Source organism: Pseudomonas sp. BN102, from assembly GCF_029871245.1.
GTDB lineage: Bacteria > Pseudomonadota > Gammaproteobacteria > Pseudomonadales > Pseudomonadaceae > Metapseudomonas.
In genome coordinates, this window is record NZ_SSON01000080.1 from 217,415 (window position 1) to 243,491 (window position 26,077).

A 26,077-nucleotide genomic window follows, 5' to 3' on the forward strand; every position below is an offset into this window, starting at 1 on the left:
TTGGCGGAAGTACTGGTGATCCTGCTTGAGTAGCTCGATGGCATTCATTGCGATCTCCCGATTGCGTTGGACGAATACAGGAAAACGAACTCCCCTGGTCTTCCGGGAGTTCGAGTGATTTCTCAAGACTTATATTTTATTGTTAAATAACAATAGTTTATAACAATAATCACGAAACAGCTTTAACTTTATCTTTCAGCGCCACCGCACATTCCCCGCTGGCTTCGGCGCAGCGCCGGCAGCTCTCCGAGGGGTGCCGTGCGCACTCCTGGGCGCATAGCCGACAGATCGCCGCGCAGAACGTGCCGTAGCTCTCCGCATAGCGGCTGCCGCCCTCCAGCAGGTCGAGCATCTGCCGGCAGCTGTCCATGCACTCGCCGCAAAGTTCCCGGCAACGCCTGACCGCCTTGCGCTCCACCTCGCTCCTGATCATGAGAAATTCGGTGATGCAGAGCGAGCAGGCCACAAGGCAACGGCTGCAGGCTTCGCTACGCGGGTCCATGCTCACCTCCCTCACGCCTGGCGCAGCCGCTCGTAGTAATACGGCAGCTGCAGCAGGGCATGACGCGCCGCGGCCTGACGCACTTCATTGCGTTCGCCGCAAAAGCGCAGGGTTTCGCTGACCACGCCTTCGTGATCGTTGATCCGCATGGCGCAGGCGAAACACTGCACCCCGTCCATGCCACCGTCGGCCTCGGCCAGGCCGGTGTTGGCCAGGGCGATATCCGCCTGGCTGGCCTGCAAGGCACCCACGGCCATTTCGCGGGTGACCTCCTCGCTGGTCAGGCCATAGCGCTCGATGGTCTGTTCATGCACGCCCAGGCAAGCCTGCTTTGCCCGGGGCGAATAGACCACATAGCCACTGTCCAGCACCGCGCCGCCACCGGAGACGCCCGTCACCAGCGAGGCCATCAGCCCGGCGGTGCAGGATTCGGCGGTCACCAGGGTGAGCCGGTACTTCGCCAGGAAGTTCACCACCTGCTCGATCTCGCGCATCTCCATCCCTCCTCTGCGACAGACCTGCCTTGTCCTATGGAAGGCCTGGCCGCCGGCAAAGTTCAGCCTATTGCGGGATGGACCGACGGGCCGAAAAAAAGTCGAACCATCTGCCCGGCAGGTCAGTCAGGAACTGATATGGGGTCCGAAAATGAACCCCACGAGAAGGTGCCTGTATGGCTGGCGGGAGCCAGAAAACAGGGAGTCGGCGCGCGCGTCCGCAAAGTCCGGCAGAAGTCTTGCCGACCCAGGGGACCGCAGAACAAGGACCATGAATAATCGGAGCACACCATGGGAACAGCCGTAGCCACGGCCCGCATCGATGAGGTCGCATCCCCCAGCGCCAAACCCAGGGCCGAACTGCACCTGGGCAGCTTGCAAGCCAGCAAGAAGCGCATCCTGTTCGTCACCTCCGAACTCGCCGACCTGGTCAAGGTGGGCGGCCTCGGCGATGTGTCGGCGGCCCTGCCCAAGGCCCTGTCCTCACGCCACGATATCCGCGTGCTGATTCCCGGTTACCGGCAGGTGCTGGAAGCCGGCCTGCCGATCCGCGTCATCGGCCAGGTCGGCGGCCTCGCCGCCCTGCCCCCTTGCCGCATCGGCCGCCTGGACCTGCCCGACGGGTTGATCGTCTACCTGCTGATCTGCCCCGAGCTCTACGAGCGCGAAGGCACGCCCTACGGCGACGGCCATGGCCACGACTGGCCGGACAACCATATCCGCTTCGCCCGTCTGGGCCTGGCGGCCGCCGAGATCGCCGCCGGCACCGCCTGCATCAGCTGGTGCCCGGAACTGGTCCACGCCAACGACTGGCCGGCGGCCCTGGCCCCGGCCTACATGGTCTGGCGCGGCCTGCGCACGCCCACTGTGTTCACTATCCACAACCTGGCCTACCAGGGCATCTGCGACCTGCAGAGCAGCCCCGAGCTGGCCCTGCCACCCGAGGCGCTTAGCCACGAGGCCCTGGAATTCTACGGCAAGCTGTCCTTCCTCAAGGGCGGAATCGCCTACGCCAGCCACGTGACCACGGTGAGCGAGACCTATGCCCAGGAGATCACCACCGCCGACTTCGGCTGCGGCCTGGAAGGCATGCTCCAGGGCAAGGTCGCCGAAGGCCAGCTCAGCGGCATCACCAATGGCATAGACGAAAGCTGGGAGCCGGGCAGCGACCCGCACCTGGTGGAAGGCTTCGGCGTCCATCAGTGGCAAGGCAAGCGCGCCAACGCCGAGCATGTGCAGCAGCTGTTCCAGCTGGACGATGTCGACGGCCCGCTGTTCGCCGTGGTCTCACGCCTGGTCCAGCAGAAAGGCATCGACCTGACCCGCGAAGTGGCCGAATACATAGTCGCCGAGGGCGGCCGCATCGCCGTGATCGGCCAGGGCGAGCCGGAACTGGAGCAGGCCATGGTCGAACTGGGCGAACGCCACCCCGGCCGTATCGGCGTACAGATCGGCTTCAACGAAACCGACGCCCGACGCATCTACGCCGGCAGCGACTTCCTGCTGATGCCCTCGCGCTTCGAACCTTGCGGCCTGAGCCAGATGTACGCCCAGTGCTTCGGCTCACTGCCCATCGCCCGGCGCACCGGTGGCCTGGCCGACACCATCGAAGACGGCGTGACCGGATTCCTCTTCGACGATCCGACGGTCGATAGCTACCTCGACGCCCTGCAACGTGCCCTGGCCGTCTACCACCACCCGCAGCTGTTCGATGCCATGCGCTGCAAGGCGATGGCCGCACCGTTGTACTGGGAGGAGTCGGTCGCCCCCTACGACGAGCTCTACCTGCGCCTGCTCGGCGACGTTCGCGAGGTCGGGGGCCCGGACTGATGGCCGCCCCGCAACGCCACGGCGCCAGGCTGCTGGATGCCGAACGCGTGTTCTTCGCCCTCTGGGCGCCTGACTGCCGCACAGTCGCGGTGGAAATGCAGGACGGCTCGCTGCACCCCTTGCAGCCCGAGGACGGTGGCTGGTTCGGTGGCGAGCTGGAGTGCCGCGCGGGCGGCGGATACCGCTTCCTGGTCGATGGTGAGCTACGGGTGCCGGACCCGGCGTCCCGCCAGCAGCTGGGCGATGTCCACGGTTTCAGCATTGTCGTGGACCCTTCCCGCTACGCCTGGCGCACGCCCGGCTGGTGCGGCCGGCCCTGGCATGAGGCGGTGATCTACGAACTGCACGTGGGCCTGTTCGGTGGTTTCGCCGAAGTCGAGGCCTACCTGCCGGCCCTGCGCGACCTGGGCGTGACAGCCGTAGAGCTGATGCCCCTGGGGGAATTCCCCGGCAAGCGCAACTGGGGCTACGACGGCGTGCTGCCGTTCGCCCCGGAATCCTCATACGGCACGCCGGACGAGCTGCGCAGCCTGGTGGACCGCGCCCACGAACTGGGCCTGATGGTGCTGCTGGACGTGGTCTACAACCACTTCGGTCCGGAGGGCAATTACCTCGGCCACTACGCCAGTGATTTCTTCCGCGCCGACCGGCAGACGCCCTGGGGCGCGCCCATCGACTTCCGCCGCGAGGCGGTGCGCGACTTCTTCGTCGAGAACGCCCTGATGTGGCTGGAGGACTACCGCATGGACGGGCTGCGCCTGGACGCGGTGCACGCCATCCGCGACCGCGAGTTCATGCTGGAACTGGCTGCGAGGGTACGCGCCGGGCTGCTGCCCGGCCGCCATGTGCACCTGGTCCTGGAGAATGAGCGCAACGAGGCCAGCCTGATGCGGCAAGGCTACGACGCCCAGTGGAACGACGACGGCCATAACGCCCTGCATGTGCTGCTCACCGGCGAACACGAGGGCTACTACGCCGACTACGCGCAGGCCCCCGCCACCCAGCTGGCCCGCTGCCTGGGCGAAGGCTTCGCCTTCCAGGGCCAGGGTAACCGGCATGGTTTTGCCCGCGGCGAGCCCAGCGCGCACCTGCCGCCCACCGCCTTCGTGCTGTTCCTGCAGAACCACGACCAGGTGGGCAACCGCGCCTTCGGCGAACGCCTGCAGGTGCTGGCCGACCCCGACGCGCTCAAGGCCGCCACCGCGCTGCTCCTGCTCTCGCCCATGGTGCCGCTGCTGTTCATGGGCGAGGAATGGGGCTCGACCCAGCCTTTCCTGTATTTCACCGACCATCCCGCGGAGCTGGGCCGCGCGGTGCGCGATGGCCGCCGCAACGAGTTCGCCGAATTCTCGGCTTTTACCGACGCCGCGCTGCGCGAGGCCATTCCCGACCCCAACTCGGCCCGGACCTTCACTAGCAGCCTGCCGGACCTGGACCCAGCCAACCCGTTGCGCCACCGCGAATGGCTCGCGCTCTACCGCGAGCTGCTGCGCCTGCGCCACCGCTGGATCATCCCGCGCCTGCCCGGCAGCCGCCCCCTTGGCGCCAGGGCGCTCGGCTCCCATGCGCTGGCCGCCGCCTGGTGCCTGGGCGATGACAGCCGCCTGCATATCGCCCTCAACCTCGGCGAGGCCCCAGTGCCCTTCGACAGCGCACCGGCCAATGCCGAGCTGATCCATGCCCATCGGGTGGGCGGGCTCGACCTCGCCGAGCACCGCCTGCCGCCGCGCAGCGCCCTGGTACTGCTGAAGAGCGCGCCATGAGCGATGCGCAATTGGCCAGCCTGGCCAGCGCCGCAGGCCTCCTGCTGGACTGGGTGGATGTCGGCGGCCGGCCCCGGCGGATCAGTCCGGAGGTCCAGCGCATGTTGTTGGAAGCCCTCGGCTTCGCCGCCCAGAGCCCGCAGCAGATCGCCGGCAGCCTGGCCGCGATCGAGGCGCGCCGGCACAGCGGCCGGCCCGGCGCCCTGGTCACCCTGGACCAGGGCGAAGTGCTGACCCTGGCCGACTGCCAGCGCCCCGGCCAGCCCTACCAGCTGCGCCTGGAGGACGGCCGACTGCTGGATGGCCGCCTGGATGCCGATGGCCGCCTCGTGGCGCCGAATACCTGCGGTTACCACCGGTTGGCCATTGGCGAGCATCAGCTCTGCCTGGCGGTGGCACCGCCCGCTTGCCAGGGCGTGATGGAGCTGGCGGAACGCCAACGCATCTGGGGCCTGGGCGCGCAGCTTTATGCCCTGCGCCGCCCCGGTGACGGTGGCCTGGGCGACACCCGCGCCCTGGAAGACCTGGCCCGCAGCGCCGCCGCCAAGGGCGCCGATGCCCTGGCCATCAGCCCGGTACATGCCCTGTTCAGCGCCAACGGCCAGCCGTACAGCCCCTACTCGCCCTCCAGCCGGCTGCACTTCAATGTGCTGCACGCGGCGCCGGCCAGCGTGCTGGGCGAGGCAGCAGTCACCCGGGCGCTGGAAATCACCGGCCTGGGCGCGCAATTCGCCCGCCTGGAAGCCCTCCCGTTGATCGACTGGCCGGCGGTAGCGCGCGCTCGCCAGACGCTGCTGCGTCAGCTCTATCGCGACTTCAACGAAGACAGCGGGCCGCTCCACCACGACTTCGTGCGCTTCCGTGAACGCGGCGGCGACGCCCTGTTGCTGCATAGCCGCTTCGAGGCCCTGCACCGGCACATGCTGGACAGCGGCCTGCCCGGCGACTGGCGGCTCTGGCCGGAGCACCTGCGCAACCCGCAGCACGCTGCGGTGCAGCGCTTCGCCAGGGAGCACGCTGCGGAAATCGAATTCCACGCGTTCAGCCAATGGCTGATCGCCCGCTGCCTGGAGCGCGCGCAGATCAGTGCGGTGAGCGCCGGCATGCGCATCGGCCTGATCGCCGACCTGGCGGTGGGCGCCGACTGCGCCGGCAGCCAGGCCTGGGCCTGCCAGGACGAGTTGCTGCCCATGGTCACCGTGGGCGCGCCACCGGATATCCTCAACCGCTCCGGGCAGAACTGGGGGGTCTGGGCCTTCTCGCCGCAGGGCCTCAGGGAGCAGGGTTTCCGCGCCTTCATCCAGATGCTGCGGGCCAGCTTCAGCTTCTCTGGCGGCATCCGTATCGACCACGTGATGGGGCTGCAGCGGCTCTGGGTAATTCCCCAGGGCGCACCACCGGATGCCGGCGCCTACCTGCAGTTCCCCTTCCACGACCTGCTGCGCCTGCTGGCCCTGGAATCCTGGCGCCACCAGGCCCTGGTGATAGGCGAGGACCTGGGCACTGTGCCCGAGGGGCTGCGCGAAGAGCTCGCGCGGCGCCAGGTACTGGGCATGCGCGTACTGCTGTTCGAACAACTCGACGGCCGTTTCATCCCCCCCGAGCATTGGCCGGACAACGCCCTGGCCACCACCAGCACCCACGACCTGCCCAGCCTGCAGGGCTGGTTCCAGGGCCGCGATGTCGAATGGCGGCTCAAGGCCGGCCACAGCGTCCCGGAGCAGGCACGAGCGGAGCTGGACGATCGCCAGCGCGAATGCCACGCGCTGGTGGCCGCGCTACGCCAGCAAGGTCAGCTGTCCGTCCACGAGTGCAGCCTGGAGGCCTGCGTCGAAGGTTGCATCGGCTACGTCGGCGAAACCCCGGCGCCCCTGGTGCTGCTGCCCCTGGAGGATGCTCTTGGCGAACTGGAGCAACCCAACCTGCCGGGGCCGGGGGAGGTGCACCCGAACTGGCGGCGGCGCTGGCCGGTGGCGGCCGCCGAGCTGCTCGAGCAACCCCTTGCCCGGCGCCACCTCGACCGCCTGGCGGAAAGCCGCGCGATCCAGCGGGGGCCCGAGCATGACTGACCTGCGCGCCACCCTGCGCTTGCAATTCCACCGCGGCTTCACCCTGGACGACGCCGTGCCCCTGGTGCCGTACTTCGCCCACCTGGGCGTCAGCCATGTCTACGCCTCGCCGTTGCTCTGCGCCCGCCCCGGCTCCAGCCATGGCTACGACGTGGTGGACCCAACCCGGATCAACCCGGAACTCGGTGGCGAAGCCGCACTGGAGCGCCTGGTCGAGGCCCTGCGGCATCAGCGCATGGGGCTGATCCTCGATGTGGTCTCCAACCACATGGCGGTGGGCGGCGACTGCAATCCCTGGTGGCTCGATGTACTCGAATGGGGCACCGCAAGCCCCTACGCCAGCTTCTTCGATATCCAGTGGCAGTCTCCGGACCCGCTGCTCCACGGCCAACTGCTGGCGCCCTTCCTGCGCAGCGACTACGGCGAGGTGCTGGCCGCCGGCGAGGTGCCGCTGGTGTTCGATGCCGAAAAGGGCAGCTTCCATGCCCGGCATTTCGAGCACCGCTTCCCCATCTCGCCGCCCAGCTATGGCGAAATCCTGCGCAGCTGCGGCGCCCCGGAGCTGTCCGCCCTGGCCCGGGGCTTCGACCGCCTGGCCGGCGCGCGGGATGCCCGGCGCCAGGCCGCCGAGCTGCAGCAGAGCCTGGCACAGCTGGCCTGCGACGAGCGCCACGCGCTGGCCCTGGAGCGCGGCCTGGCGCTGTACCGCAGTGACAGCGAGGCCGGGCTGCAACGCCTGCATCGTCTGCTGGAACGCCAGCCCTACCGTATCGCCAGCTGGCGCACCGCCGCCGACGACATCAATTGGCGGCGCTTCTTCGATATCAATGAGCTGGGCGGCCTGCGGGTGGAGCGCCAGGAAGTCTTCGAGGCCACCCATGCCAAGGTCTTCGAGCTGATCGAGCGCGGCTTGGTGGACGGCCTGCGCATCGACCACGTCGATGGCCTGGCCGATCCGCGCGGTTACTGCCGGCGCCTGCGGCGCAGGGTCCACAGCCTGCTGGCCAGGCGCCCTCGGGCCTTGGCGGGAATGCGCTTCCCCATCTACGTCGAAAAGATCCTCGCCCACGGCGAACACCTGCCCGGCGACTGGGATGTCGATGGCAGTACCGGCTACGAATTCATGAACCAGGTGTCGCTGCTGCAGCACGACCCGCTCGGCGAACTGCGCCTCCGCGCACTGTGGAAAGCCGTCAGCGGACGCAGTGGCGACTTCCTCGAGGAAGCGCGGGAGGCGCGCCGGGCCCTGCTCGCCAGCTCCCTGGCCGGCGACCTGGAAACCGTGGCCCAGGGCCTGCTGCAGATCGCCCGGGGCGATATCGCCACCCGCGACCTGACCCTGGGCGCCATCCGCCGGGCGCTGCTGGAGCTGATCGTGCACTTCCCGGTCTATCGCACCTACGCCGGTGCGTGCGGCCGTTCCGAGCAGGATGCCGAGTACTTCCAGCAGGCGCTGGAAGCTGCTCGCGGCAGCCTCGGCGAGGCCGACCTGCCGCTGCTGGATTACCTCGACAGCTGGCTCGGCGGCGAACCCCTGCGTGCCCTGCCCCCTTGCCCGCAGCGGAGCCTGCGCCGGCAGGTGCTACGGCGCTTCCAGCAGCTCACCTCGCCGGTCGCCGCCAAGGCGGTGGAGGACACCGCCTGCTACCGCTCGGTGGTGCTGCTTTCACGCAATGACGTGGGCTTCGACCCGCAACGGTTCAGCGCCCCGCTGGCAGACTTCCACCGCTGCTGCGCCGTGCGCGCGGCGAGTTTTCCCGACAACCTGCTGGCCACCGCCACCCACGACCACAAGCGCGGCGAAGACAGCCGCGCGCGCCTGGCGGTACTGAGCGAGCGGGCCCGCTGGTTCGTCGAGGCGGTGCACCGCTGGCGACGCCTGGCCGCCCCCTGGCGCCGGGCCGGTGACGAGGACCAGGGGATCGCCCCGGCCGACGAGATTACCCTCTACCAGTGCCTGCTGGGCAGTTGGCCCCCTGGGCTCGACCTGGAGGATGCCGCAGGCGTGCAGCACTACCTGGAGCGCCTGGTGCGCTGGCAGGAAAAGGCCCTGCGGGAAGCACGCCTGCGCAGCAGCTGGAGTGCCCCCAACCAGGCCTACGAGAACACCTGCCGGGACTTCCTGGTACGCCTGATGCAAAGCGAACAGGCGCGCGCCCTGCGCCGGGAGCTCGCCGCCGCAGCCGCCGCCCTGGCCCCGGCGGGCGCCCTCAACAGCCTGGCCCAGTGCCTGCTGCGTATGACCCTGCCGGGGGTCCCCGACCTCTACCAGGGCACCGAGTTCTGGGATTTCAGCCTGGTGGACCCGGACAACCGCCAACCCGTGGACTATACGGGGCGCATCGCCGCCCTCGGCAACCTCGACGAGCCCCGGACGCTGATCGCCTCCTGGCGCGATGGGCGCATCAAGCAGCGGCTGATCGCCACCGTGCTGAACCTGCGCCATGCCCGGCCGCAGCTGTTCCGCGAAGGCGATTACCAGCCATTGCAGGTGGAGGGCGAGCAGGCCGAACGGGTCCTGGCCTTCGCCCGTACCCATGGCGACCACAGCCTGCTGGTGGTGGTGCCGCGCCTGGCGTCGCCGCTGCTGGAGGGCCAGGACCAGCCCCAGGTGCCACCGCAACGCTGGGGCAACACCCGTGTGCGCCTGCCCCACGTCCTGCGCGACGGGCGCTTCACCGGGCTCTTCTCCGCCCGCGAGCTGTGCCCGCTGCAGGGTGGCCTGGCCCTCGGGGAAGTCCTCGCGGATTTTCCGGTCAACCTGCTGGTCTTCACTCCTTCGAACCGGGAGCAACAGCCATGAGCAAGAACGAGGAACGCATCCGCGAACTCGCCTACCAGATCTGGGAGTCCGAGGGCCGCCCGCAAGGCCAGGCTGCCCGCCACTGGGAGATGGCCTGCGTGCTGGTCGACGCCGAAACCGAGGAGCCGGTGAAGGCGCCTCCCCGCGCGCGGCGCATCAGCAAGCCGAAGACGATGAGCCTGATCGATGCCGCGCCCGAGAACGCGCAGGAAATTGCGTCCGAGAAACCGGCGCCGGCGAAGAAATCCGGTGCGACCCGCGCGCCCTGACCCTGAACGGCCACTGAGGAGGTTCCATGAGCAGGCCGCGCGCCCATGCTCCGCAGATCGTTCGGCACTCGCGGGTCAGCGAGGGCCATCCTTTCCCCCTGGGCGCCACCTGGGACGGTCTGGGGGTCAATTTCTCGCTATTCTCGGCCCACGCCACCAGGGTCGAGCTGTGCCTGTTCGACACCACCGGCGAGACCGAACTGGAGCGCATCGACCTGCCGGAATACACCGACGAGATCTGGCACGGCTACCTGCCCGACGCCCATCCGGGACAGGTTTACGGTTACCGGGTGCACGGACCCTACGAGCCCGACGCGGGGCACCGTTTCAACCCGAACAAGCTGCTGATCGACCCCTACGCCAAGCAACTGGTGGGCAGGCTGCGCTGGTCAGAATCACTGTTCGGCTACGTGATCGGCTCGAAGGACGCCGACCTCAGCTTCGACGAGCGCGACAGCGCCGCCTTCGTGCCCAAGTGCAGGGTCATCGATCCGGCCTTCACCTGGGGCGCACAGCAACGCTTCCGTACCCCCTGGGACAGCACCCTGATCTACGAGGCCCACCTGCGCGGCATCAGCATGCGCCATCCGGCGGTGCCCGAGAGCCTGCGCGGCACCTTCGCCGGCCTGATGAACGCAGAGCTACTGCAGCACATACGTTCCCTGGGAGTGTCCGCCATCGAGCTTTTACCGGTGCATGCCTTCCTCAACGACAAGCACCTCCTGGAAAAGGGCATGAACAACTACTGGGGCTACAACAGCATCGCCTTCTTCGCGCCCCATCCGGCCTACCTAGCCGGCGGCCAGGTCAACGAGTTCAAGGAGATGGTCGCCCACCTGCACGACGCCGGCCTGGAGCTGATCCTCGACGTGGTCTACAACCACACCGCCGAAGGCAACGAGCTGGGTCCGACCCTGAGCATGCGCGGCATCGACAACGCCACCTACTACCGCCTCGTGCCCGGTAACCGGCGCTGCTACATCAACGACTCCGGCACCGGAAACACCCTCGACCTCAGCCATCCCTGCGTGCTGCAGATGGTCACCGACTCCCTGCGCTACTGGGCCAGCGAGATGCGCGTGGACGGGTTCCGCTTCGACCTGGCGACCATCCTCGCCCGCCACGCCCATGGCTATGAGGAGCGCCACGGCTTCCTCGTGGCCTGCCGCCAGGACCCGGTGCTGAGCCGCCTGAAGCTGATCGCCGAACCCTGGGACTGCGGACCCGGCGGCTACCAGGTGGGCGGCTTCCCACCCGGCTGGGCGGAATGGAACGACCGTTTCCGCAACACGGTGCGGGCCTTCTGGCGCGGCGATGGCGGACAGATGGCCAAGCTCGCCAAGCGCCTCACCGCCTCCGGCGACCTGTTCAACCAGCGCGGCCGGCGGCCCTTCGCCTCGGTGAACTTCATCACCGCCCACGACGGTTTCACCCTGCGCGACCTGGTGTCCTACGACCACAAGCACAACGAGGCCAATGGCGAGGACAACCGCGACGGCAGCGACCACAACCTGTCCTGGAACCACGGCTGCGAAGGCCCCACCGACGATCCGGAGATCCGCGCCCTGCGCCTGCGGCAGATGCGCAACCTACTGGCCACCCTGCTGTTCTCCCAGGGCACCCCGATGCTGCTGGCCGGCGACGAGTTCAGTCGCACCCAGCATGGCAACAACAACATCTACTGCCAGGACAACGAAATCGGCTGGGTGGACTGGTCCCTGGACGAGGAAGGCCGCAGCCTGCTGGAGTTCACCCGGCGCCTGGTGAGCCTGCGCCGGGCCTACCCGATCATGCGCCGGAGCCGGTTCCTGGTGGGGCTCTACAACGAGGAGCTGGGCGTCAAGGACGTGACCTGGCTGGCCCCCGACGGCGCCGAAATGACCGAGGAACAGTGGCTGGACGACCACGCCCGTTGCATGGGCATGCTCATGGACGGCCGCGCCCAGCCCACCGGCATCCGCCGCAGTGGCGCCGACGCCACCCTGCTGCTGCTGGTCAACGCCCACCACGAAGCGGTGAACTTCCGCCTCCCGGAAGTGGCTCAGGGCAGCGGCTGGGCCTGCCTGCTGGATACCGACAGGCCCGATTTGCGGGCTCTGGAAGCGCACGCCTTTGGCGCCGAATACGCCGTTGCCAGCCGCTCGCTGCTGCTGTTCGAGCTGCAGGCCGCCAACCCCTAGGCTCCGCACACCTGCACGGTGGGCCTTGGTCCCTAGTTGGATATCGCTTTTCATATCCACCAGCGGGGCTGGGGCCTGGCGCCGATGGTGGATCGATGAAGCGCGATCCACCCTTGGGATCCTGCAAGCGGGTGCCTCATCTGTGGGGGCGAATTCATTCGCGAAAACAGGCCGCAAGTGTGCCCCCGGACGCGCGGCATTCCCCCCCGTCAAAAACCCGGAACCCCTCTCCGCCCTGCCAGTCGGAAAACTAGGGGCCGCGCTCCGGCGGCCGATGCGACTGCGCCTGCCGACCTCGCCGGCGGCACCAGGAGAAGAACATGAAAGCCGTGGTTTTCCATGACGTGGGGGGATATTCGGCTCGACGATGTACCCGAGCCCGGCCTGCAGGAGCCCACCGAAGCCTCGTCCTGCCACGAAGCGCGCTCGGCCAGGCCGGGCAACCACTGAGGGTCGAGTCATGAGTGAGATTCGCAGGAGCGAGACCGTGACCACCATTCCCACGCCCGAGATCGTCATCGACCGGGTCACCGCGGTGCATCGGCTGCAGGTGCTGACCATCAACACCCACAAGGGCTTCACCGCCCTGAACCGACGCTTCATCCTGCCGGAGCTGCGCGACGCGGTACGCACCACGGAAGCCGACCTGGTATTCCTCCAGGAAGTGCTGGGCAACCATGACCGCCACGCCAAGCGCTACCGGGACTGGCCGACGACGCCACACTACGAGTTTCTCGCCGACAGCATGTGGCCGCAGTTCGCCTACGGCCGCAACGCGGTCTACCCCAACGGCCACCACGGCAATGCGCTGTTGTCGAAGTTTCCCATCATCCAGCACGACAACCACGACGTCACGGTCCACGGCAACGAGCAGCGCGGCTTGCTGCATTGCGTGCTGGACGTTCCCGGCCACCGCGAGGTGCACGCCATCTGCGTGCACCTGGGGCTGCGCGAATCGCACCGGCAGAATCAGCTCGGACTGCTCTGCGACCTGCTGGCGACCCTCTCTCCGGAAGCGCCGGTGATAGTCGCCGGAGACTTCAACGACTGGCGCCTGCGCGCCGACAACCTGCTGGCCGAGCAGTCGCTGGTGGAAGCCTTCCGCTGGGCCTATGGCATGCCGGCCAAGAGCTTCCCGGCGCGCTATCCGTTGCTCTGCCTGGACCGCATCTACGTGCGCAACGCCACCAGCCACGAACCGGTGGTGCTCTCCACCCGGCCCTGGTCGCACCTCTCCGACCACGCGCCGCTGGCCGCGGAGATCCGGCTGTGACCAGTCAATGGCGCGACGGCAACCAGGTCAGCCTGCTGATCAATGGCGAGGACTACTTCCCGCGGGTGTTCGACTGCGTCCGCGCCGCCCGCGAAGAAGTGCTGATAGAGACCTTCATCATCTTCGAGGACAAGGTGGGCCACGAGCTGCAGCAGGTGTTGATCGAGGCGGCCCAACGTGGCGTGCGCGTGGAGCTGGCGGTGGACGGATACGGCACCGCGGACCTCGGCCGGGAATTCGTCGCCGCCATGACCCGGGTCGGAGTCAACGTCCATGTGTTCGACCCCAGCCCGCGCCTGCTGGGCATGCGCACCAACCTTTTCCGCCGCCTGCATCGCAAGATAGTGGTGATCGATGGCGAGCGCGCCTTCGTCGGCGGCATCAACTTTTCCGCCGACCACCTGGCCGACTACGGCCCCATGGCCAAGCAGGACTACGCCGTGGAAGTCACCGGCCCGGTGGTGGCCGACCTGCACCGTTCCAGCCTGGGTCTGCTGCGCCCTGCCCTCGAAGAGCCCAGCCAGGTGCGGCCGCCGGCGCGGCCCACGGGCAGGGTGCGGGTGCTGCTGGCCGAGCGTGACAATGACCGGCACACCACCGATATCGAACAGCAATACCTGCAGGCCATTCGGGCCGCCACCTCGCGGCTGGTGGTGGCCAACGCCTACTTCTTCCCCGGCTACCGCCTGCTGCGCGAGCTGCGCAACGCTGCCCGGCGCGGGGTGAAGGTCAGCCTGATCCTCCAGGGGCAGCCCGACATGCGCTGGGCGCGGGGCTTCTCGCGGCTGCTCTACAACTACCTGCTGCGTGATGGGGTGACCATCCACGAGTACTGCCAGCGGCCGCTGCACGGCAAGGTGGCGCTGGTGGACGGGGAATGGTCGACAGTCGGCTCCAGCAACCTCGACCCCTTGAGCCTGGCGCTGAACCTGGAAGCCAACCTGATCATCCGCGACGCGGACTTCAACCAGCGCCTGCACGACCACCTGGTGCAGCTGGCCGCGGAGCACTGCACGCGCATCAGCCTGGAGCGGATCATTCGCGGCTATTGGTGGCGGGCGCCGCTGATCTTTCTCTGTTTCCACTTCATCCGCCGTTTCCCGGCCATTGCCGGCTGGTTCCCAGCTCATTCGCCGAGTCTCGAATCCCTGCACCCGGAAACGGACGCCGACGCCGGGCCCCGCTATGACGAGGGCAAGACCTGATGACCACCGACAAGAAGAATCCCTGGCTCACCTGGGGCACTCGCCTGTTCACCCTGTTCTTCCTGATCCTGGTGCCGGTGCTGCTCTACACCCTGGTGAAGAACCTCGACTGGCGGGAAGTGGAGCAATCCTTCAAGGCCTACAGCACCCTCACCCTGATGGTGGGCGTCGCCCTGGCCTTCTCCAGCTACATGGTGTTCAGCATCTACGACCTGATCGGCCGGGCCTATACCGAGCACCATCTGCCGGCACGCCAGGTGATCCCGGTGGCCTTCGTCTGCTACGCCTTCAACCTCAACTTCACCACCTGGGTCGGCGGCGTGGCCCTGCGCTACCGGCTGTACAAGCGCCTGGGGCTGGATACCGCCACCGTCACCCGCGTCATCAGCCTGGGCATCATCACCAACTGGGTGGGCTACATGGCCCTGGGCGGGCTGGTGTTCTCGCTGCGCATGGTGGACCTGCCGGAGAACTGGAAGATCGGCGTCACCGGCCTGCAGCTGATCGGCTTCCTGCTCCTGGCCCTGGCCGGCGCCTACCTCTATGCCTGCGGTTACGCCAAGCGCCGCACCTGGTCTTGGCGCGACCACGAGATCACCCTGCCCTCTCTGCGCCTGGCGCTGATCCAGGTCTGGCTGGGCGCCACCAACTGGGCGCTGATGGCGTCGCTGATCTTCTGGCTGCTACCCAAGGAAGCCTTCTACCCGTCCATCCTCGGCATCCTGCTGATCAGTTGCGTGGCCGGGGTGATCACCCATATCCCCGCCGGCCTGGGCGTACTGGAGACCATCTTCCTCGCCCTGCTCCACGACCAGCTCAGTCAGGGCAGCCTGGTGGCAGCGCTGCTGGGCTACCGCACCCTCTACTTCCTGCTGCCCCTGCTGCTGGCAAGCATCGTCTATCTGGTGCTGGAAAAGCGCGCCAAGGCCATCCGCCGGCAACACAAGCACAGGGTCCGCCCGGCACCTGAAAAGTCGTAGGTCGTTGCGACGCTGACCGGTGGAAATCCACCCGACGGTGCAGTTCGACTCAGGCCGTAGCTCGAGCCGGACTTGTAGGAGCGAGCTTGCTCGCGAACAGCCTTCCGCCGAGCGACTAGCCGTCGTTCGCGTTGCCTCGAACCTTCAGATAACGGCTGCTGCCACAGCGGCTGCAGCGTAGCCGGATGAGGTCCTCGTTGCCCATGTGGACCTGGATGCCCGCCTTCCATGCGCAGCCGTAGAAGAAGCAGATGAAGGTCATTACAGCCTCCCGCGCTATCCGCAAGAGCCGTGCATGGTTTTTTCGACCGCAGGCTGGCGCCTTTGGCTCAGGTCTTCGCCGGCGGGGCGCCATCGGGCGGAAAGATGGAACCCGGCGCCGCGTCCTGCCTGTCTATCCGGCAGGAGCGACGCCAGACGGAGAGCCAGCCCATGCCAAAGAAGACCCTCTACCTGATCAACTACATCCTCAATGACCAGCCTCGCAGCGCGGAAGTGACATCCGACAGCGAGGCCATGACACCCGACCAGGCGCGCTTTTACCTGGGTTCCATCCATACTTTCGAATTACCAGAGGCCATCACCGACATCCAGGTGACGCGCATCGTCCACCCGAGAAAGGAAGGCCCTACCCCGGCCCACAAGCTGCAGCCATGAAGAACCTCGAAACCCCGGCGGTGAAGCTGGCCATCTACGGCGCCCAGGGCGCCCTGGGCAGCGCCTTGTTGGTGGAGGCCCTGCACCGCCAATACGAAGCCACCGCCGTGCTCAGCGACCTCAATTCGGTCACCGCGCGCCCCGGCATACGCGCCAAGACCGGCAACCTGTTCGATGCCCTCAGCGTGAGCCAGAGCGTGGTGGGCAAGGATGCGGTGGTCTGCGTGCTGTCCAGCACGCGGTTGCCGGCAGGCCCGGTGGACAGCGGCGATCGGGCCTTCCACAAGGTATTCAGTGCGGTCAGTGCGCTGATCGACGGGCTGAGCATCGCCGGGGTGAAGCGCCTGATGGTGATCGACCGGCTGCTTTGGCTGGAACAGTCGCCCGACAGCCCGGCGCCCGCCGCCGAGTACCTGCAGCAGCGCCTGCTGCGCAGCGACCTGCAATGGACACTGGTGGAAACCCCGCCCGAAGCCGACGAGCCGCTGGAGTTCGACGACTTCGTACACGCTCCGGAGAGCAACAAGGCCAAGCCCGTGGAGCATCTGCGCCGCTTCGCCGCCGGGGCGCTGGACGAGCTGATGCTCGGGCTGCACCTGCGCCAGCGGGTGAGGATTGCGGATTGGGTTTGACCCGGCAGAGGCCGTCGATCGGTGTGGGAGCGAATTTATTCGCTCCCACAAAGTGCCCCCACAAAGAGCATGGAGCGGCGACCTCTCAGGGCTTCACCGGTGCCTGCCAGATTTCCTCGGCATATTCGCGGATGGTGCGGTCGGAGGAGAACCAGCCCATGCGAGCGGTGTTGAGCACCGCCGAGCGCCACCACTTGGAGCCGTTCTGCCAGTATTTGTCGACCTGCCGCTGGGCGTCCCAGTAGGCGTCGAAATCGGCGCAGACCATGAAGCGGTCGTCGAACAGCAGGGAATCTACCAGTGCCGCGTAGCGTGAGGGGTCGTCCGGCGAGAAGACGCCGGCGCGTATGGCCTCCAGCGCTTCGCCGAGGCGCTCGGATTCGGCGATCACGCTGCCCATGCCCAGTTCGCCGCCGCGGCGCCTCGCCTCCACCTGCTGCGCCGTCAAGCCGAAAATGAACATGTTCTCCGCCCCGACCCGCTCGCACATCTCCACATTGGCGCCGTCCAGGGTGCCTATGGTCAGGGCGCCATTGAGGCCGAACTTCATGTTGCTGGTGCCCGAGGCTTCCAGCCCGGCGGTGGAGATCTGCTCCGACAGGTCGGCCGCCGGAATGATTACCTCGGCCAGGCTGACGTTGTAGTTGGGTATGAACACCACCTTGAGCAGCCCACGCACCGTGGGGTCATCGTTGATGGTCCGGCTGATGTCGTTGGCCAGCTTGATGATCAGCTTGGCCTGTTGGTAGCTGGCGGCGGCCTTGCCGGCGAAGATCTTCACCCGTGGCACCCAGTCGGTGGCCGGGTCGTTGCGAATGGCCTGGTAGAACGCCACGGTCTGCAACAGGTTGAGCAACTGGCGCTTGTACTCGTGGATGCGCTTGACCTGCACGTCGAAGATGGCCTCGGTATTCAGCGCGATGCCCAGGCGCTGCCGCACCAGGTGGGCCAGCGCCTGTTTGTTGTGCTGGCGGCTCAGGGCGAACCGCTTGCGGAAGCTCTGCTTCTCGGCGAAGGGTTCGAGCTGTTCCAGGGTGCTTTCGGGGGAGTCCAGCACCGCTTCGCCCAGGGTATCCACCAGCAGGCGGGTCAGCTGCGGATTGATCTGGAACAGCCAGCGGCGGAAGGTCACGCCGTTGGTCTTGTTGTTCACCCGCCGCGGGTAGAGCTTGTGCAGCTCGCGGAACACGGTTTCCTGCATCAGCCTGGTGTGCAGCGCCGAGACGCCATTGACGCTGTGGGCGCCGAGGAACGCCAGGTTGCCCATGCGCACTCGCCGGCCGTGTTCCTCCTCGATCAGCGACACCGCCCGCAGCAGGGCGAAATCGTGGATGTCCTGGGCGCGCAGGGCATCAATGTGCTGGGCATTGATCAGGTAGATGATCTGCATGTGCCGCGGCAACAGGCGCTCCATCAGGGATACTGGCCAGGACTCCAGGGCCTCCGGCAGCAGGGTGTGGTTGGTATAGGCCAGGGTTGCCACCGTCAGTTCCCAGGCGCGGCTCCACGCCAGCTGGTGCAGGTCCACCAGCTGGCGCATCAGCTCGGCCACGGCGATGGCCGGGTGGGTGTCGTTGAGCTGGATTGCCACCTTGTCCGGCAGGCACTGGATATCGCCGTGCTGCTCCATATGCCGGCGCAGCAGGTCCTGCAGCGAGGCGGAGACGAAGAAGAACTCCTGGCGCAGGCGCAGCTCCTGGCCGGCTTCGGTGATGTCCGCCGGGTAGAGCACCCGCGAGATGCTCTCGGCGCGCACCACATCGGCCACCGCGCCGAAGTGGTCGCCGGCGTTGAAGCGGTCCAGCTGCAGGTCTTCCTCGGCGCGGGCGCGCCACAGGCGCAAGGTGTTCACCGCCGAACGGCGCCAGCCGATCACCGGGGTGTCGTAGGCGATGGCGCGTATGGTTTCGTGGGGTTGCCAGATCTGTCGGCTGGTGCCGTCTTCCTCCACGTGGGTGAAGACGCCGCCGCCGAAGCCGATGCTGTAGGCCACCTCGGGCCGCTCGAACTCCCAGGGATTGCCGAAATCCAGCCAGGTCTCGGTCTGCTCGGCCTGCCAGCCATCCACAATCGCCTGGCGGAACAGCCCGTGCTCGTAGCGGATGCCGTAGCCGTGGGCCGCCAGGCGCAGGGTGGCCATGCTCTCCATGAAGCAGGCCGCCAGGCGCCCGAGGCCGCCATTGCCGAGGGCGGCGTCGGGCTCCACCTCACGGATCCGCTCCAGGTCCACGTCCAGCTCCGCCAGGGCCTGACGCGCCACCTCCAGCAGGCCGAGGTTGCACAGGTTATCGACCAGCAGACGGCCGATGAGGAATTCCAGCGACAGGTAATAAATGCGCTTTTCATCCTGCCGGTCGACCAAGGTAGTGGCCTCTTCCCAGCGGTCGATCACATGGTCGCGGGCGGCCAGGGCCACGGCCTCGAACCAGTCGTGATCGAAGGCGTTGCCCGGGGCCTTGCCCACCACGTACTTGAGTTTCGCCAGGATGCTGTTCTTGAACGCCTGGACGGCGTCGCCGGCAGCGCTCGATTGCTCAGGCATGGCCGTGTCTCTTCGGGTTCGGGGCGGAGTCAGGCGCTCTTGCGCAGGGCGTCGTAGGAAATGACGCCAAGGCGTGCGAGAAGGACGCTCTTCTTCGCCCGCCAGGTGTCCTCGTCACGGATGCTGTCCAGCAAGTCATGGCCGATCAGGGTCAGCGAGGTAGCGACGCGTCCGGGGTCGCCACTCCAGGGGTGGTACTCGACGCACTCCACCAGCCCGGCATGCTCGAGCAGGTGGATGTGGTAGTTCACCGATTCCAGGCTGTGCTCGCCAAGGGGCTGCGCCACGAAGTGGTAGCCCGGTTCCAGCCCCTCGATCTCCAACAGCAGGTCCCTGATCAGGTCCCAGTCCCGCCTCATGGTTCTTCTCCTCCGTCGCCGACCGATGCTCCTTGAAATTGAGTCCGCAGCTTTCTGCATGAGTTCAGATTTTTGTCCGTCGCCCGCGCACCGCTTATCAGGAACCCTGAACTCCCCGGGATACGTCCCGTTCAGAACCCGTGAGCAGCCGCCACCGTCAAGGAGACCACCCATGCGTGATGACGTGGCGCGCGGGAGGGCGACTAGCCCCATCATTCGGCGCGCTACTCCTGGCCCGGAGGACCGTTCGCCCGAAACCCGGAACCGCGTTCCCCGCCGCCGATCACAAACAGGAGGAACCTCCACAGGAAGTACCACCATGAAGCGCCACGGCCTATCCCTCGCCCTCGGCCTCTGCGCCCTGCTGTGCCTCGGCACCGCTACCGCGGCGCAGGACCAACCCCCTACCCCGCAAGCCTTCGTCGCCCAGGTCTCGGCCGCCAGCGCGGCGAAGGTCGAAGCCGCCAAGCTGGCTCTGCAGAACAGCGAGTCGGACGATGTGCAGGCCTTTGCCCAGCAGGTCATCGACGACCACACCAAGGCCGCCTCGGACCTCAAGGCCCTGGCCCGCGACAAGAATCTCCAGGTCTATGACCAGGCCGCCCCGGTCAAGGCATCGAAGAACCAGCTGCTGGAGTTGCGCCAGGACTCCTTCGATGCAGCCTATGCCCACAACCAGGTGAAGACCAACGAGGAGGCCGTGGCCTTCTTCAACCAGGCCGTCGAGACTGGCGACCCGGATGTCCAGGACTTCGCCCGCAACACTCTGCCGGTGCTCCAGCGTCACCTGGAGATGGCCAGGGAGCTGGAAAGGGCGCATCCGTCGCATTAGCGGCAGCACGGACAATTGTGGGGGCGAATTCATTCGCCCCCACAAGTAAAGCACGCCCCTGATGGACCGGTGCCGGCCTGCTCCCGGTAGGTTGGGCTGAGCTTCGCGAAGCCCAACGGCCCTGCTCCCAAGCCTGGCGTTCTCTAGTGGGCTCCACGGGGGCAGCTTCGCCGCCCTTGGCGAATGAATTCGCCCCCATAGGTAAAGCAACCTACGGGAATGTGCCTTCCGGACGCAGGATGAGCGTGCCCAGGGGCGGCAGGTCGAGGCTGAGCGACTGGCTTTCACCGTGGGCGGCGATGACTTCGCTGGCCAGGGTGCCTCTCGAGCCGGCCTTGGAGCCGGTGAAACGTTCATCGTCCGTGTTCAGCAGGACCTCCCAAAACCCCGCGCGGGGCACGCCAATGCGGTAGCCGGGCCGCGGCTCGGGGGTGAAGTTGTGGACCACCAGCAACGGCGCTGCACCCTCGGCATGACGCAACCAGGCGAATACGCTGTTGTGCTGGTCGTCGCCGATCAGCCACTGGAAGCCCTCCGCGCGGTCGTCGCGCCGGTGCAGGGCGGGTTCGCCGCGATAGAGGCAGTTCAGCTCGCGCACCAGGGCCTGCACGGCGGCGTGTTCCGGGTAGCGCAGCAAATACCAGTCCAGCTGCTGGTCGTGGTCCCATTCGCGCCACTGGCCGAACTCGCAGCCCATGAACAGCAGCTTCTTGCCCGGGTGGGTCCACATGAAGGCCAGGTACAGGCGCAGGTTGGCGAACTGCTGCCAACGGTCGCCAGGCATCTTGCCCAGCAGCGAGCCCTTGCCGTGCACCACCTCGTCATGGGAGATCGGCAGGATGAAATGCTCGGAAAAGGCATAGAGCAGGCCGAAGGTCAGCTGGTGGTGATGGTGCTTGCGGTGGATGGGTTCCTTCTGGATATAGCCCAGGCTGTCGTGCATCCAGCCCATGTTCCACTTGTAGGCGAAGCCCAGCCCGCCCTCGCCCGTGGGGTGGCTGACCCCCGGCCAGGCGGTGGATTCCTCGGCTATCACCAGGGCTCCGGACGCTTCGGCGTGCACCACTTCATTGAGGTGGCGGAGGAATTCGATGGCCTCCAGATTCTCCCGCCCGCCATGGCGGTTGGGTATCCATTCGTCGTCCTTGCGCGAGTAGTCGCGGTAGAGCATCGAGGCCACCGCATCCACGCGCAGCCCGTCCACGTGGTAGACCCGCAGCCAGTGCAGCGCCGAAGCCAGCATGAAGCCGTGCACCTCGGTGCGGCCAAGGTTGTAGATGAAGGTGTCCCAATCCTGGTGGAAGCCCTCGAAGGGGTGCGCGTACTCGTAGAGCGCGGTGCCGTCGAAACGTCCCAGGCCGTGTTCGTCGGTGGGAAAGTGCGCCGGCACCCAGTCCAGGATCACGCCGATGCCCGCACAGTGACAGGCGTCGACGAAGGCGGCGAAGTCCGCCGGGGTGCCATGGCGTGCGGTGGGGGCGAACAGCGACAACGGCTGATAGCCCCAGGAACCGCCGAAGGGGTACTCCATGATCGGCATCAGTTCGATATGGCTGAAGCCGAGGTCACGGATATAGGGGATCAGCCGTTCCGCCAGCTCCGCCCAGCTCGGCGGACGCTCATCGACCCGTTGCCAGGAGCCGGGATGCAGCTCGTAGATCGCCAGCGGCTGGTCGTGGGCCTGGTGCTTGGTGCGCTTGGCCATCCAGTCGTAGTCCTGCCAGTCGAAGGCCAGGGGCTCCACCACCCGCGAACTGGTGGCCGGCGGCATCTCCCCGGCCAGGGCGACCGGGTCGGCCTTCAGCGGCAGCAGGCCGTCTGCGCCGAGGATTTCGTACTTATACAGCTCGCCGGCGCCCAGTCGCGGGATGAACAGTTCCCACACGCCGGACGGGTAGCGCAGGCGCATGGGATGGCGGCGGCCGTCCCAGCCATTGAATTCGCCCACTACCGACACCCGTCGGGCGTTCGGCGCCCAGACCGCGAAGCGCACGCCGGGAATACCGTCATGTTCCATCAGCTGTGCGCCGAAGGAGCGGCCCAGGTCGCGGTGATTGCCTTCGGCGAAGAGGTAGAGGTCCAGGTCGCCGAGCAGGGTGCCGAAGGCGTAAGGATCCTCGGTCTCCTGCTGGCCGCCCGGCCACCGGATGCGCAGGCGGTAGGCCGGGCACTCGGCCAGCTGCAGCTCGAAGAGCCCCTCGGCATCGGTGCGCGCCATCGCACCCAGAGATTCGCCGCTGTCGGCGGCCAGCAGCTCCACCGCTTCGGCGCCGGGCAGCCAGACCCGCACCAGAGTGTCCTCGCCCTGCCGCTGCGGCCCCAGGTAGGCGAAGGGGTCGCCCTCCTCCGCACGGCGCAGGCGTTCCAGTCTTTCGTCGGTCATGTGCGGTGTCCCAGCAGGTGACGGGCCAGCTCCAGCAACCCGTTCAGGGGTACATCGACCCAGTCCGGGCGATGGCGGCTTTCATAGAGGACTTCATAGGCCGCCTTTTCCAGGCTGAACAGCGCCAGGGCGGCGCCTTCGCCTTCGCGGCCATGCCATTCGTGGGGCAGGCCGTTGGCCGCCAGGCGGTAGGCGTCGAGGAAGGCGCTGCGAGCATCGGCGCGGTAGCGGGCAACCACCTGGCGGCAGGCGCTCTGCGATTCCGGCGAGCCGTCCGCGCCACAGGCGTTGCGCCGCGCTACCGCCGCCGCGTAGTCGAAGGAACGCAGCATGCCGGCGACGTCCTTCATCGGGCTGTGGCGCTGGCGGCGCTCGTTCAGGGGCCGGCTGGGCTCGCCCTCGAAGTCGATGATGTAGGCATCGCCCTGCACCACCAGCACCTGGCCAAGGTGCAGGTCGCCATGCACGCGGATGCGGATGCCGCCGGCCGCCAGGGTTGCCAGCCGGCCGATGACCCGCAGCAAGCCCTCCTCCTCGGCCAACAGCCACTCGACCGATGTCGCATCGTCCGGGGCAAGCCGCTCCAGGGACTTGGTCAGGGCCTCCAGGGCCTGGCGCAACTGGGCGCTGATGGCGGTGGCCCAGGCGGCACTGTCCTGCTCGCCGCTCGGGCGATAGCCAAAGTCCGGGCTGTCCACCGGGCGCGCCAGCACCGCGTGCATCTCGCCGATGCGCTTGCCGAGCATGCCGGCGAACAGTTTCAGCTCGGCCTGGGCGTCGAAATCGCTGACCGCCGAGCCGCCGGCCAGTTCATCGCGAATGGCGTGGTCGAGGTTGTTCAGGGTCCAGGTCCAGGCGTCGCCCTGGTTGTCGAGGTAACGCTGCAGGACCATCAGGGTATGGGGTTGGCCGGCCGCGTCCACCCGCAGCACTTCGCCGAGGAATGGCGCCACATGGCTGTAGCCGTGGTGAGTGAGGAAACGCCCCATCTCCACCTCCGGGTGGACACCCGGGAAGCCACGGCGCAGCAGTTTCAACAGCAGCCTGTGGCCGATCAGCGCGGAACTGTTGGACTGCTCCGCCGAGAGCAGTTTGAACTCGGCATCGGCTGCCAATGGATAGTCCGCGAGGGCCGGTTCGGGGAGGAACTGCAGTTCGCCGCCGTCACCACGCAGCACCGAACCGGCGCGCAGGTGGTTCAGGACTTCCTGGCTGAAGCGCGGCAGGCTGAAGGCATCGGTCAGCAGTTCCACCCTGCGCCCCCGGCGCAGCCGCGCCAGGGCCAGTTGCTGCGGCAAGTCGCTGCCGCTGGCACGCTCTGGCACCGCCGCCAGCGGCAACTGGTAGAACTCGCTACCGTGGGCGCCGTGCACTTCCAGCCCGGCCATCAACGGCGCATCGACGCCCGCCCCCAATGGCATGGCATAGAGCAGGTGGACGCTGCCGGCGGGCAGCCGCTCGCCAGGGAACCAGCGGCGCTTGGGCAGGTACAGCGGCAGGGATTCGAACTCCAGGGCCTGCCGCGCCTTGCCTGCCATCAGCTCGCCGAGTTCCCGCGAGAGCACCAGGGTCTGCAGTTCGGGCATGCGCTCCACCGGCTTCAGGTGCCAGCTGGGCATCTGCGAGGCATCGGCCAGGTAGAACCAGTAGAAGCCGTAGGGCGGCAGCGTCAGCAGGTAGGTCAATTGGCCGATGGGCGGAAAGGATGCGCCGCCGAGCATTTCCACCGGCACCCGGCCATCGTAGTCGGCCAACTCCAGTTCCACCGCCTGGGCCGCGCTGGACAGGTTGGCGACGCAGAGGATGCTCTCCTCGCGGCCGTCGCCGTCCTGGTATTCGCGCAGGTAGGCGAGGATCCGCCGGTTGCTCGGCGCCAGCATCTTCAGGCTGCCGCGGCCGAAGGCCTTCTGCTGCTTGCGCACGCTGAGCATGCGGCGCATCCAGTTGAGCAACGAATGGGGGTCGTGGGCCTGGGCTTCGACATTGATGGTCTGGAAACCGTAGAGCGGGTCCATGATCGGCGGCAGCACCAGACTGGCCGGGTCGGCGCGGGAGAAGCCGCCGTTGCGGTCCACCGACCACTGCATGGGCGTGCGCACGCCGTCGCGGTCGCCCAGGTAGATGTTGTCGCCCATGCCGATTTCGTCGCCGTAGTAGAGGGTCGGGGTGCCGGGCATGGACAGCAGCAGGCTGTTGAGCAGCTCGACCCGGCGCCGGTCACGCGCCACCAGCGGTGCCAGGCGCCGGCGGATGCCGAGGTTGATGCGCGCGCGGCGGTCGGCCGCGTAGTAGTTCCACAGGTAGTCGCGCTCGTCGTCGGTGACCATCTCCAGGGTCAGCTCATCGTGGTTGCGCAGGAAGATCGCCCACTGGCAATTGGGGGGGATTTCCGGGGTCTGGCGCAGGATATCGGTGATGGGAAAGCGGTCTTCCTGGGCGATGGCCATGTACATGCGCGGCATCAGCGGGAAGTGGAAGGCCATGTGGCATTCGTCGTCGTCGCCGAAGTAAGGATGGGTGTCCTCGGGCCATTGGTTGGCCTCGGCCAGCAGCATGCGGTCCGGATAACGGGCATCCAGCTCGGCACGGATGCGCTTGAGCACGGCATGGGTCTCCGGCAGGTTCTCGCTGCTGGTGCCATCACGTTCGATCAGATAGGGAATGGCGTCCAGCCGCAGGCCGTCCACCCCCATGTCGAGCCAGAAGCGCATCACCCCGAGCACCGCCTTGAGCACCTTGGGATTGTCGAAGTTGAGGTCCGGCTGGTGGGAATAGAACCGGTGCCAGAAGTACTGGCCGGCCACCGGGTCCCAGCTCCAGTTGGACTTCTCGCTGTCGATGAAGATGATCCGGGTGCCGGCGTACTTCTCGTCGCTGTCGGACCAGACGTAATAGTCCCGCGCCTTCGACGCCGTCTTCGCATGGCGCGCGCGCTGGAACCAGGGGTGCTGGTCGGAGGTGTGGTTGATCACCAGCTCGGTGATCACCCGCAGGCCACGGCGGTGGGCCTCGGCGATGAAACGGCGGGCGTCGGCGAGGTTGCCGTAATCCGGATGCACGCCACGGTACATGGCGATGTCGTAACCATCGTCGCGTCGCGGTGAGGGGTAGAACGGCAGGAGCCAGAGGGTATTGACCCCCAGGTCGGCGATGTAATCGAGCTTGTCGATCAGGCCGGGGAAGTCGCCGATGCCGTCGTCGTTGGCATCGAAGAAGGACTTTACGTGAACCTGGTAGATCACCGCGTCCTTGTACCACTGCGGGTCGTTGAGGAAGGCGCTGCCGCCATTGCGCTTGGCCATGG

Annotated in this window: 19 protein-coding genes; 12 read left to right on the forward strand and 7 right to left on the reverse strand. The window is 67.2% G+C overall.

What is annotated here, in order from left to right; all coding sequences use genetic code 11:
* Positions 1–169 precede the first annotated feature (169 nt).
* Positions 170–502, reverse strand: a complete 333-nt coding sequence (locus E8F12_RS28650; protein ID WP_280328598.1) for a four-helix bundle copper-binding protein — start codon at positions 500–502, stop codon at positions 170–172.
* A gap of 11 nt (positions 503–513) precedes the next feature.
* Positions 514–996 carry a CinA family protein gene (locus tag E8F12_RS28655; RefSeq protein ID WP_280328599.1) on the reverse strand — a complete coding sequence of 161 codons (483 nt, stop codon included), beginning with the start codon at positions 994–996 and terminating at the stop codon, positions 514–516.
* A 291-nt stretch (positions 997–1,287) separates the two neighbouring features.
* Here E8F12_RS28655 and glgA point away from each other — a divergent pair, with 291 nt between their 5' ends.
* From glgA to E8F12_RS28700, 9 genes are all read left to right on the forward strand, one after another.
* Entirely contained in the window at positions 1,288–2,826 is a 1,539-nt protein-coding gene (gene glgA, locus E8F12_RS28660; protein WP_280328600.1) for a glycogen synthase GlgA, read from the forward strand.
* Positions 2,826–4,589, forward strand: coding sequence for a malto-oligosyltrehalose trehalohydrolase (treZ, locus tag E8F12_RS28665; RefSeq protein ID WP_280328601.1), 1,764 nt, complete (start codon positions 2,826–2,828; stop codon positions 4,587–4,589). The genes glgA and treZ overlap by 1 nt, the downstream gene beginning before the upstream one ends.
* The gene (gene malQ / locus E8F12_RS28670) at positions 4,586–6,658 is read left to right on the forward strand and encodes a 4-alpha-glucanotransferase (protein ID WP_280328602.1); all 2,073 of its coding nucleotides are present in this window, start codon (positions 4,586–4,588) and stop codon (positions 6,656–6,658) included. The genes treZ and malQ overlap by 4 nt, the downstream gene beginning before the upstream one ends.
* Positions 6,651–9,461 (forward strand): malto-oligosyltrehalose synthase, encoded by a 2,811-nt coding sequence (locus tag E8F12_RS28675; RefSeq protein WP_280328603.1) that lies wholly within the window; start codon positions 6,651–6,653, stop codon positions 9,459–9,461. Before malQ ends, E8F12_RS28675 begins: the two co-directional genes overlap by 8 nt.
* Entirely contained in the window at positions 9,458–9,730 is a 273-nt protein-coding gene (locus tag E8F12_RS28680) for a DUF2934 domain-containing protein (RefSeq protein ID WP_280328604.1), read from the forward strand. Before E8F12_RS28675 ends, E8F12_RS28680 begins: the two co-directional genes overlap by 4 nt.
* Before the next feature lie 26 nt (positions 9,731–9,756).
* On the forward strand, positions 9,757–11,910 hold the full coding sequence (gene glgX / locus E8F12_RS28685; protein WP_280328605.1) for a glycogen debranching protein GlgX: 2,154 nt from the start codon (positions 9,757–9,759) through the stop codon (positions 11,908–11,910).
* Positions 11,911–12,370: 460 nt separating this feature from the next.
* Positions 12,371–13,183: an endonuclease/exonuclease/phosphatase family protein gene (locus tag E8F12_RS28690; protein ID WP_280328606.1), complete on the forward strand. Its 813-nt coding sequence runs from the start codon at positions 12,371–12,373 to the stop codon at positions 13,181–13,183.
* Positions 13,180–14,388 carry a cardiolipin synthase ClsB gene (clsB, locus tag E8F12_RS28695; protein WP_280328607.1) on the forward strand — a complete coding sequence of 403 codons (1,209 nt, stop codon included), beginning with the start codon at positions 13,180–13,182 and terminating at the stop codon, positions 14,386–14,388. The genes E8F12_RS28690 and clsB overlap by 4 nt, the downstream gene beginning before the upstream one ends.
* A complete protein-coding gene (locus E8F12_RS28700) occupies positions 14,388–15,368 on the forward strand; it encodes a lysylphosphatidylglycerol synthase domain-containing protein (protein ID WP_280328608.1) in 981 nt (326 codons plus the stop codon). The genes clsB and E8F12_RS28700 overlap by 1 nt, the downstream gene beginning before the upstream one ends.
* 115 nt (positions 15,369–15,483) lie before the next feature.
* Here E8F12_RS28700 and E8F12_RS28705 read toward each other — a convergent pair whose 3' ends face one another.
* On the reverse strand, positions 15,484–15,630 hold the full coding sequence (locus E8F12_RS28705; RefSeq protein ID WP_280328609.1) for a PSPA7_2676 family Cys-rich small protein: 147 nt from the start codon (positions 15,628–15,630) through the stop codon (positions 15,484–15,486).
* 170 nt (positions 15,631–15,800) lie between these two features.
* Between E8F12_RS28705 and E8F12_RS28710 the strand changes: the two genes are divergently transcribed.
* Both E8F12_RS28710 and E8F12_RS28715 read left to right on the forward strand, forming a co-directional pair.
* Positions 15,801–16,025, forward strand: a complete 225-nt coding sequence (locus E8F12_RS28710; protein WP_280328610.1) for a hypothetical protein — start codon at positions 15,801–15,803, stop codon at positions 16,023–16,025.
* The gene (locus E8F12_RS28715; RefSeq protein WP_280328611.1) at positions 16,022–16,657 is read left to right on the forward strand and encodes an NAD(P)H-binding protein; all 636 of its coding nucleotides are present in this window, start codon (positions 16,022–16,024) and stop codon (positions 16,655–16,657) included. The genes E8F12_RS28710 and E8F12_RS28715 overlap by 4 nt, the downstream gene beginning before the upstream one ends.
* Before the next feature lie 85 nt (positions 16,658–16,742).
* Here E8F12_RS28715 and E8F12_RS28720 read toward each other — a convergent pair whose 3' ends face one another.
* Together E8F12_RS28720 and E8F12_RS28725 are read right to left on the reverse strand one after the other, a co-directional pair.
* Positions 16,743–19,199, reverse strand: a complete 2,457-nt coding sequence (locus E8F12_RS28720) for a glycogen/starch/alpha-glucan phosphorylase (RefSeq protein WP_280328612.1) — start codon at positions 19,197–19,199, stop codon at positions 16,743–16,745.
* Positions 19,200–19,228: 29 nt separating this feature from the next.
* Positions 19,229–19,558 (reverse strand): DUF2513 domain-containing protein, encoded by a 330-nt coding sequence (locus E8F12_RS28725; RefSeq protein WP_280328613.1) that lies wholly within the window; start codon positions 19,556–19,558, stop codon positions 19,229–19,231.
* A gap of 319 nt (positions 19,559–19,877) precedes the next feature.
* On the opposite strand from E8F12_RS28725, the gene E8F12_RS28730 reads away from it, so the two are divergent.
* A complete protein-coding gene (locus E8F12_RS28730; protein ID WP_280328614.1) occupies positions 19,878–20,390 on the forward strand; it encodes a DUF4142 domain-containing protein in 513 nt (170 codons plus the stop codon).
* A 211-nt stretch (positions 20,391–20,601) separates the two neighbouring features.
* On the opposite strand, the gene glgB is transcribed toward E8F12_RS28730, so the two are convergent.
* Both glgB and treS read right to left on the reverse strand, forming a co-directional pair.
* Complete coding sequence (gene glgB, locus E8F12_RS28735) at positions 20,602–22,773, reverse strand: 1,4-alpha-glucan branching protein GlgB (protein WP_280328615.1); 2,172 nt, start codon at positions 22,771–22,773, stop codon at positions 20,602–20,604.
* Complete coding sequence (treS, locus tag E8F12_RS28740; protein WP_280328616.1) at positions 22,770–26,075, reverse strand: maltose alpha-D-glucosyltransferase; 3,306 nt, start codon at positions 26,073–26,075, stop codon at positions 22,770–22,772. The genes glgB and treS overlap by 4 nt, the downstream gene beginning before the upstream one ends.
* Positions 26,076–26,077 lie beyond the last annotated feature (2 nt).

Coding starts and splice junctions, on each gene's coding strand:
- E8F12_RS28730 (WP_280328614.1), top strand. CDS start 19,878: ATGAAGCGCCACGGCCTATCCCTCGCCCTCGGCCTCTGCGCCCTGCTG.
- malQ (WP_280328602.1), top strand. CDS start 4,586: ATGAGCGATGCGCAATTGGCCAGCCTGGCCAGCGCCGCAGGCCTCCTG.
- E8F12_RS28710 (WP_280328610.1), top strand. CDS start 15,801: ATGCCAAAGAAGACCCTCTACCTGATCAACTACATCCTCAATGACCAG.
- E8F12_RS28680 (WP_280328604.1), top strand. CDS start 9,458: ATGAGCAAGAACGAGGAACGCATCCGCGAACTCGCCTACCAGATCTGG.
- glgA (WP_280328600.1), top strand. CDS start 1,288: ATGGGAACAGCCGTAGCCACGGCCCGCATCGATGAGGTCGCATCCCCC.
- E8F12_RS28650 (WP_280328598.1), bottom strand. CDS start 502: ATGGACCCGCGTAGCGAAGCCTGCAGCCGTTGCCTTGTGGCCTGCTCG.
- E8F12_RS28720 (WP_280328612.1), bottom strand. CDS start 19,199: ATGCCTGAGCAATCGAGCGCTGCCGGCGACGCCGTCCAGGCGTTCAAG.
- E8F12_RS28700 (WP_280328608.1), top strand. CDS start 14,388: ATGACCACCGACAAGAAGAATCCCTGGCTCACCTGGGGCACTCGCCTG.
- E8F12_RS28655 (WP_280328599.1), bottom strand. CDS start 996: ATGCGCGAGATCGAGCAGGTGGTGAACTTCCTGGCGAAGTACCGGCTC.
- E8F12_RS28690 (WP_280328606.1), top strand. CDS start 12,371: ATGAGTGAGATTCGCAGGAGCGAGACCGTGACCACCATTCCCACGCCC.
- E8F12_RS28705 (WP_280328609.1), bottom strand. CDS start 15,630: ATGACCTTCATCTGCTTCTTCTACGGCTGCGCATGGAAGGCGGGCATC.
- treZ (WP_280328601.1), top strand. CDS start 2,826: ATGGCCGCCCCGCAACGCCACGGCGCCAGGCTGCTGGATGCCGAACGC.
- glgX (WP_280328605.1), top strand. CDS start 9,757: ATGAGCAGGCCGCGCGCCCATGCTCCGCAGATCGTTCGGCACTCGCGG.
- E8F12_RS28675 (WP_280328603.1), top strand. CDS start 6,651: ATGACTGACCTGCGCGCCACCCTGCGCTTGCAATTCCACCGCGGCTTC.
- E8F12_RS28725 (WP_280328613.1), bottom strand. CDS start 19,558: ATGAGGCGGGACTGGGACCTGATCAGGGACCTGCTGTTGGAGATCGAG.
- E8F12_RS28715 (WP_280328611.1), top strand. CDS start 16,022: ATGAAGAACCTCGAAACCCCGGCGGTGAAGCTGGCCATCTACGGCGCC.
- glgB (WP_280328615.1), bottom strand. CDS start 22,773: ATGACCGACGAAAGACTGGAACGCCTGCGCCGTGCGGAGGAGGGCGAC.
- treS (WP_280328616.1), bottom strand. CDS start 26,075: ATGGCCAAGCGCAATGGCGGCAGCGCCTTCCTCAACGACCCGCAGTGG.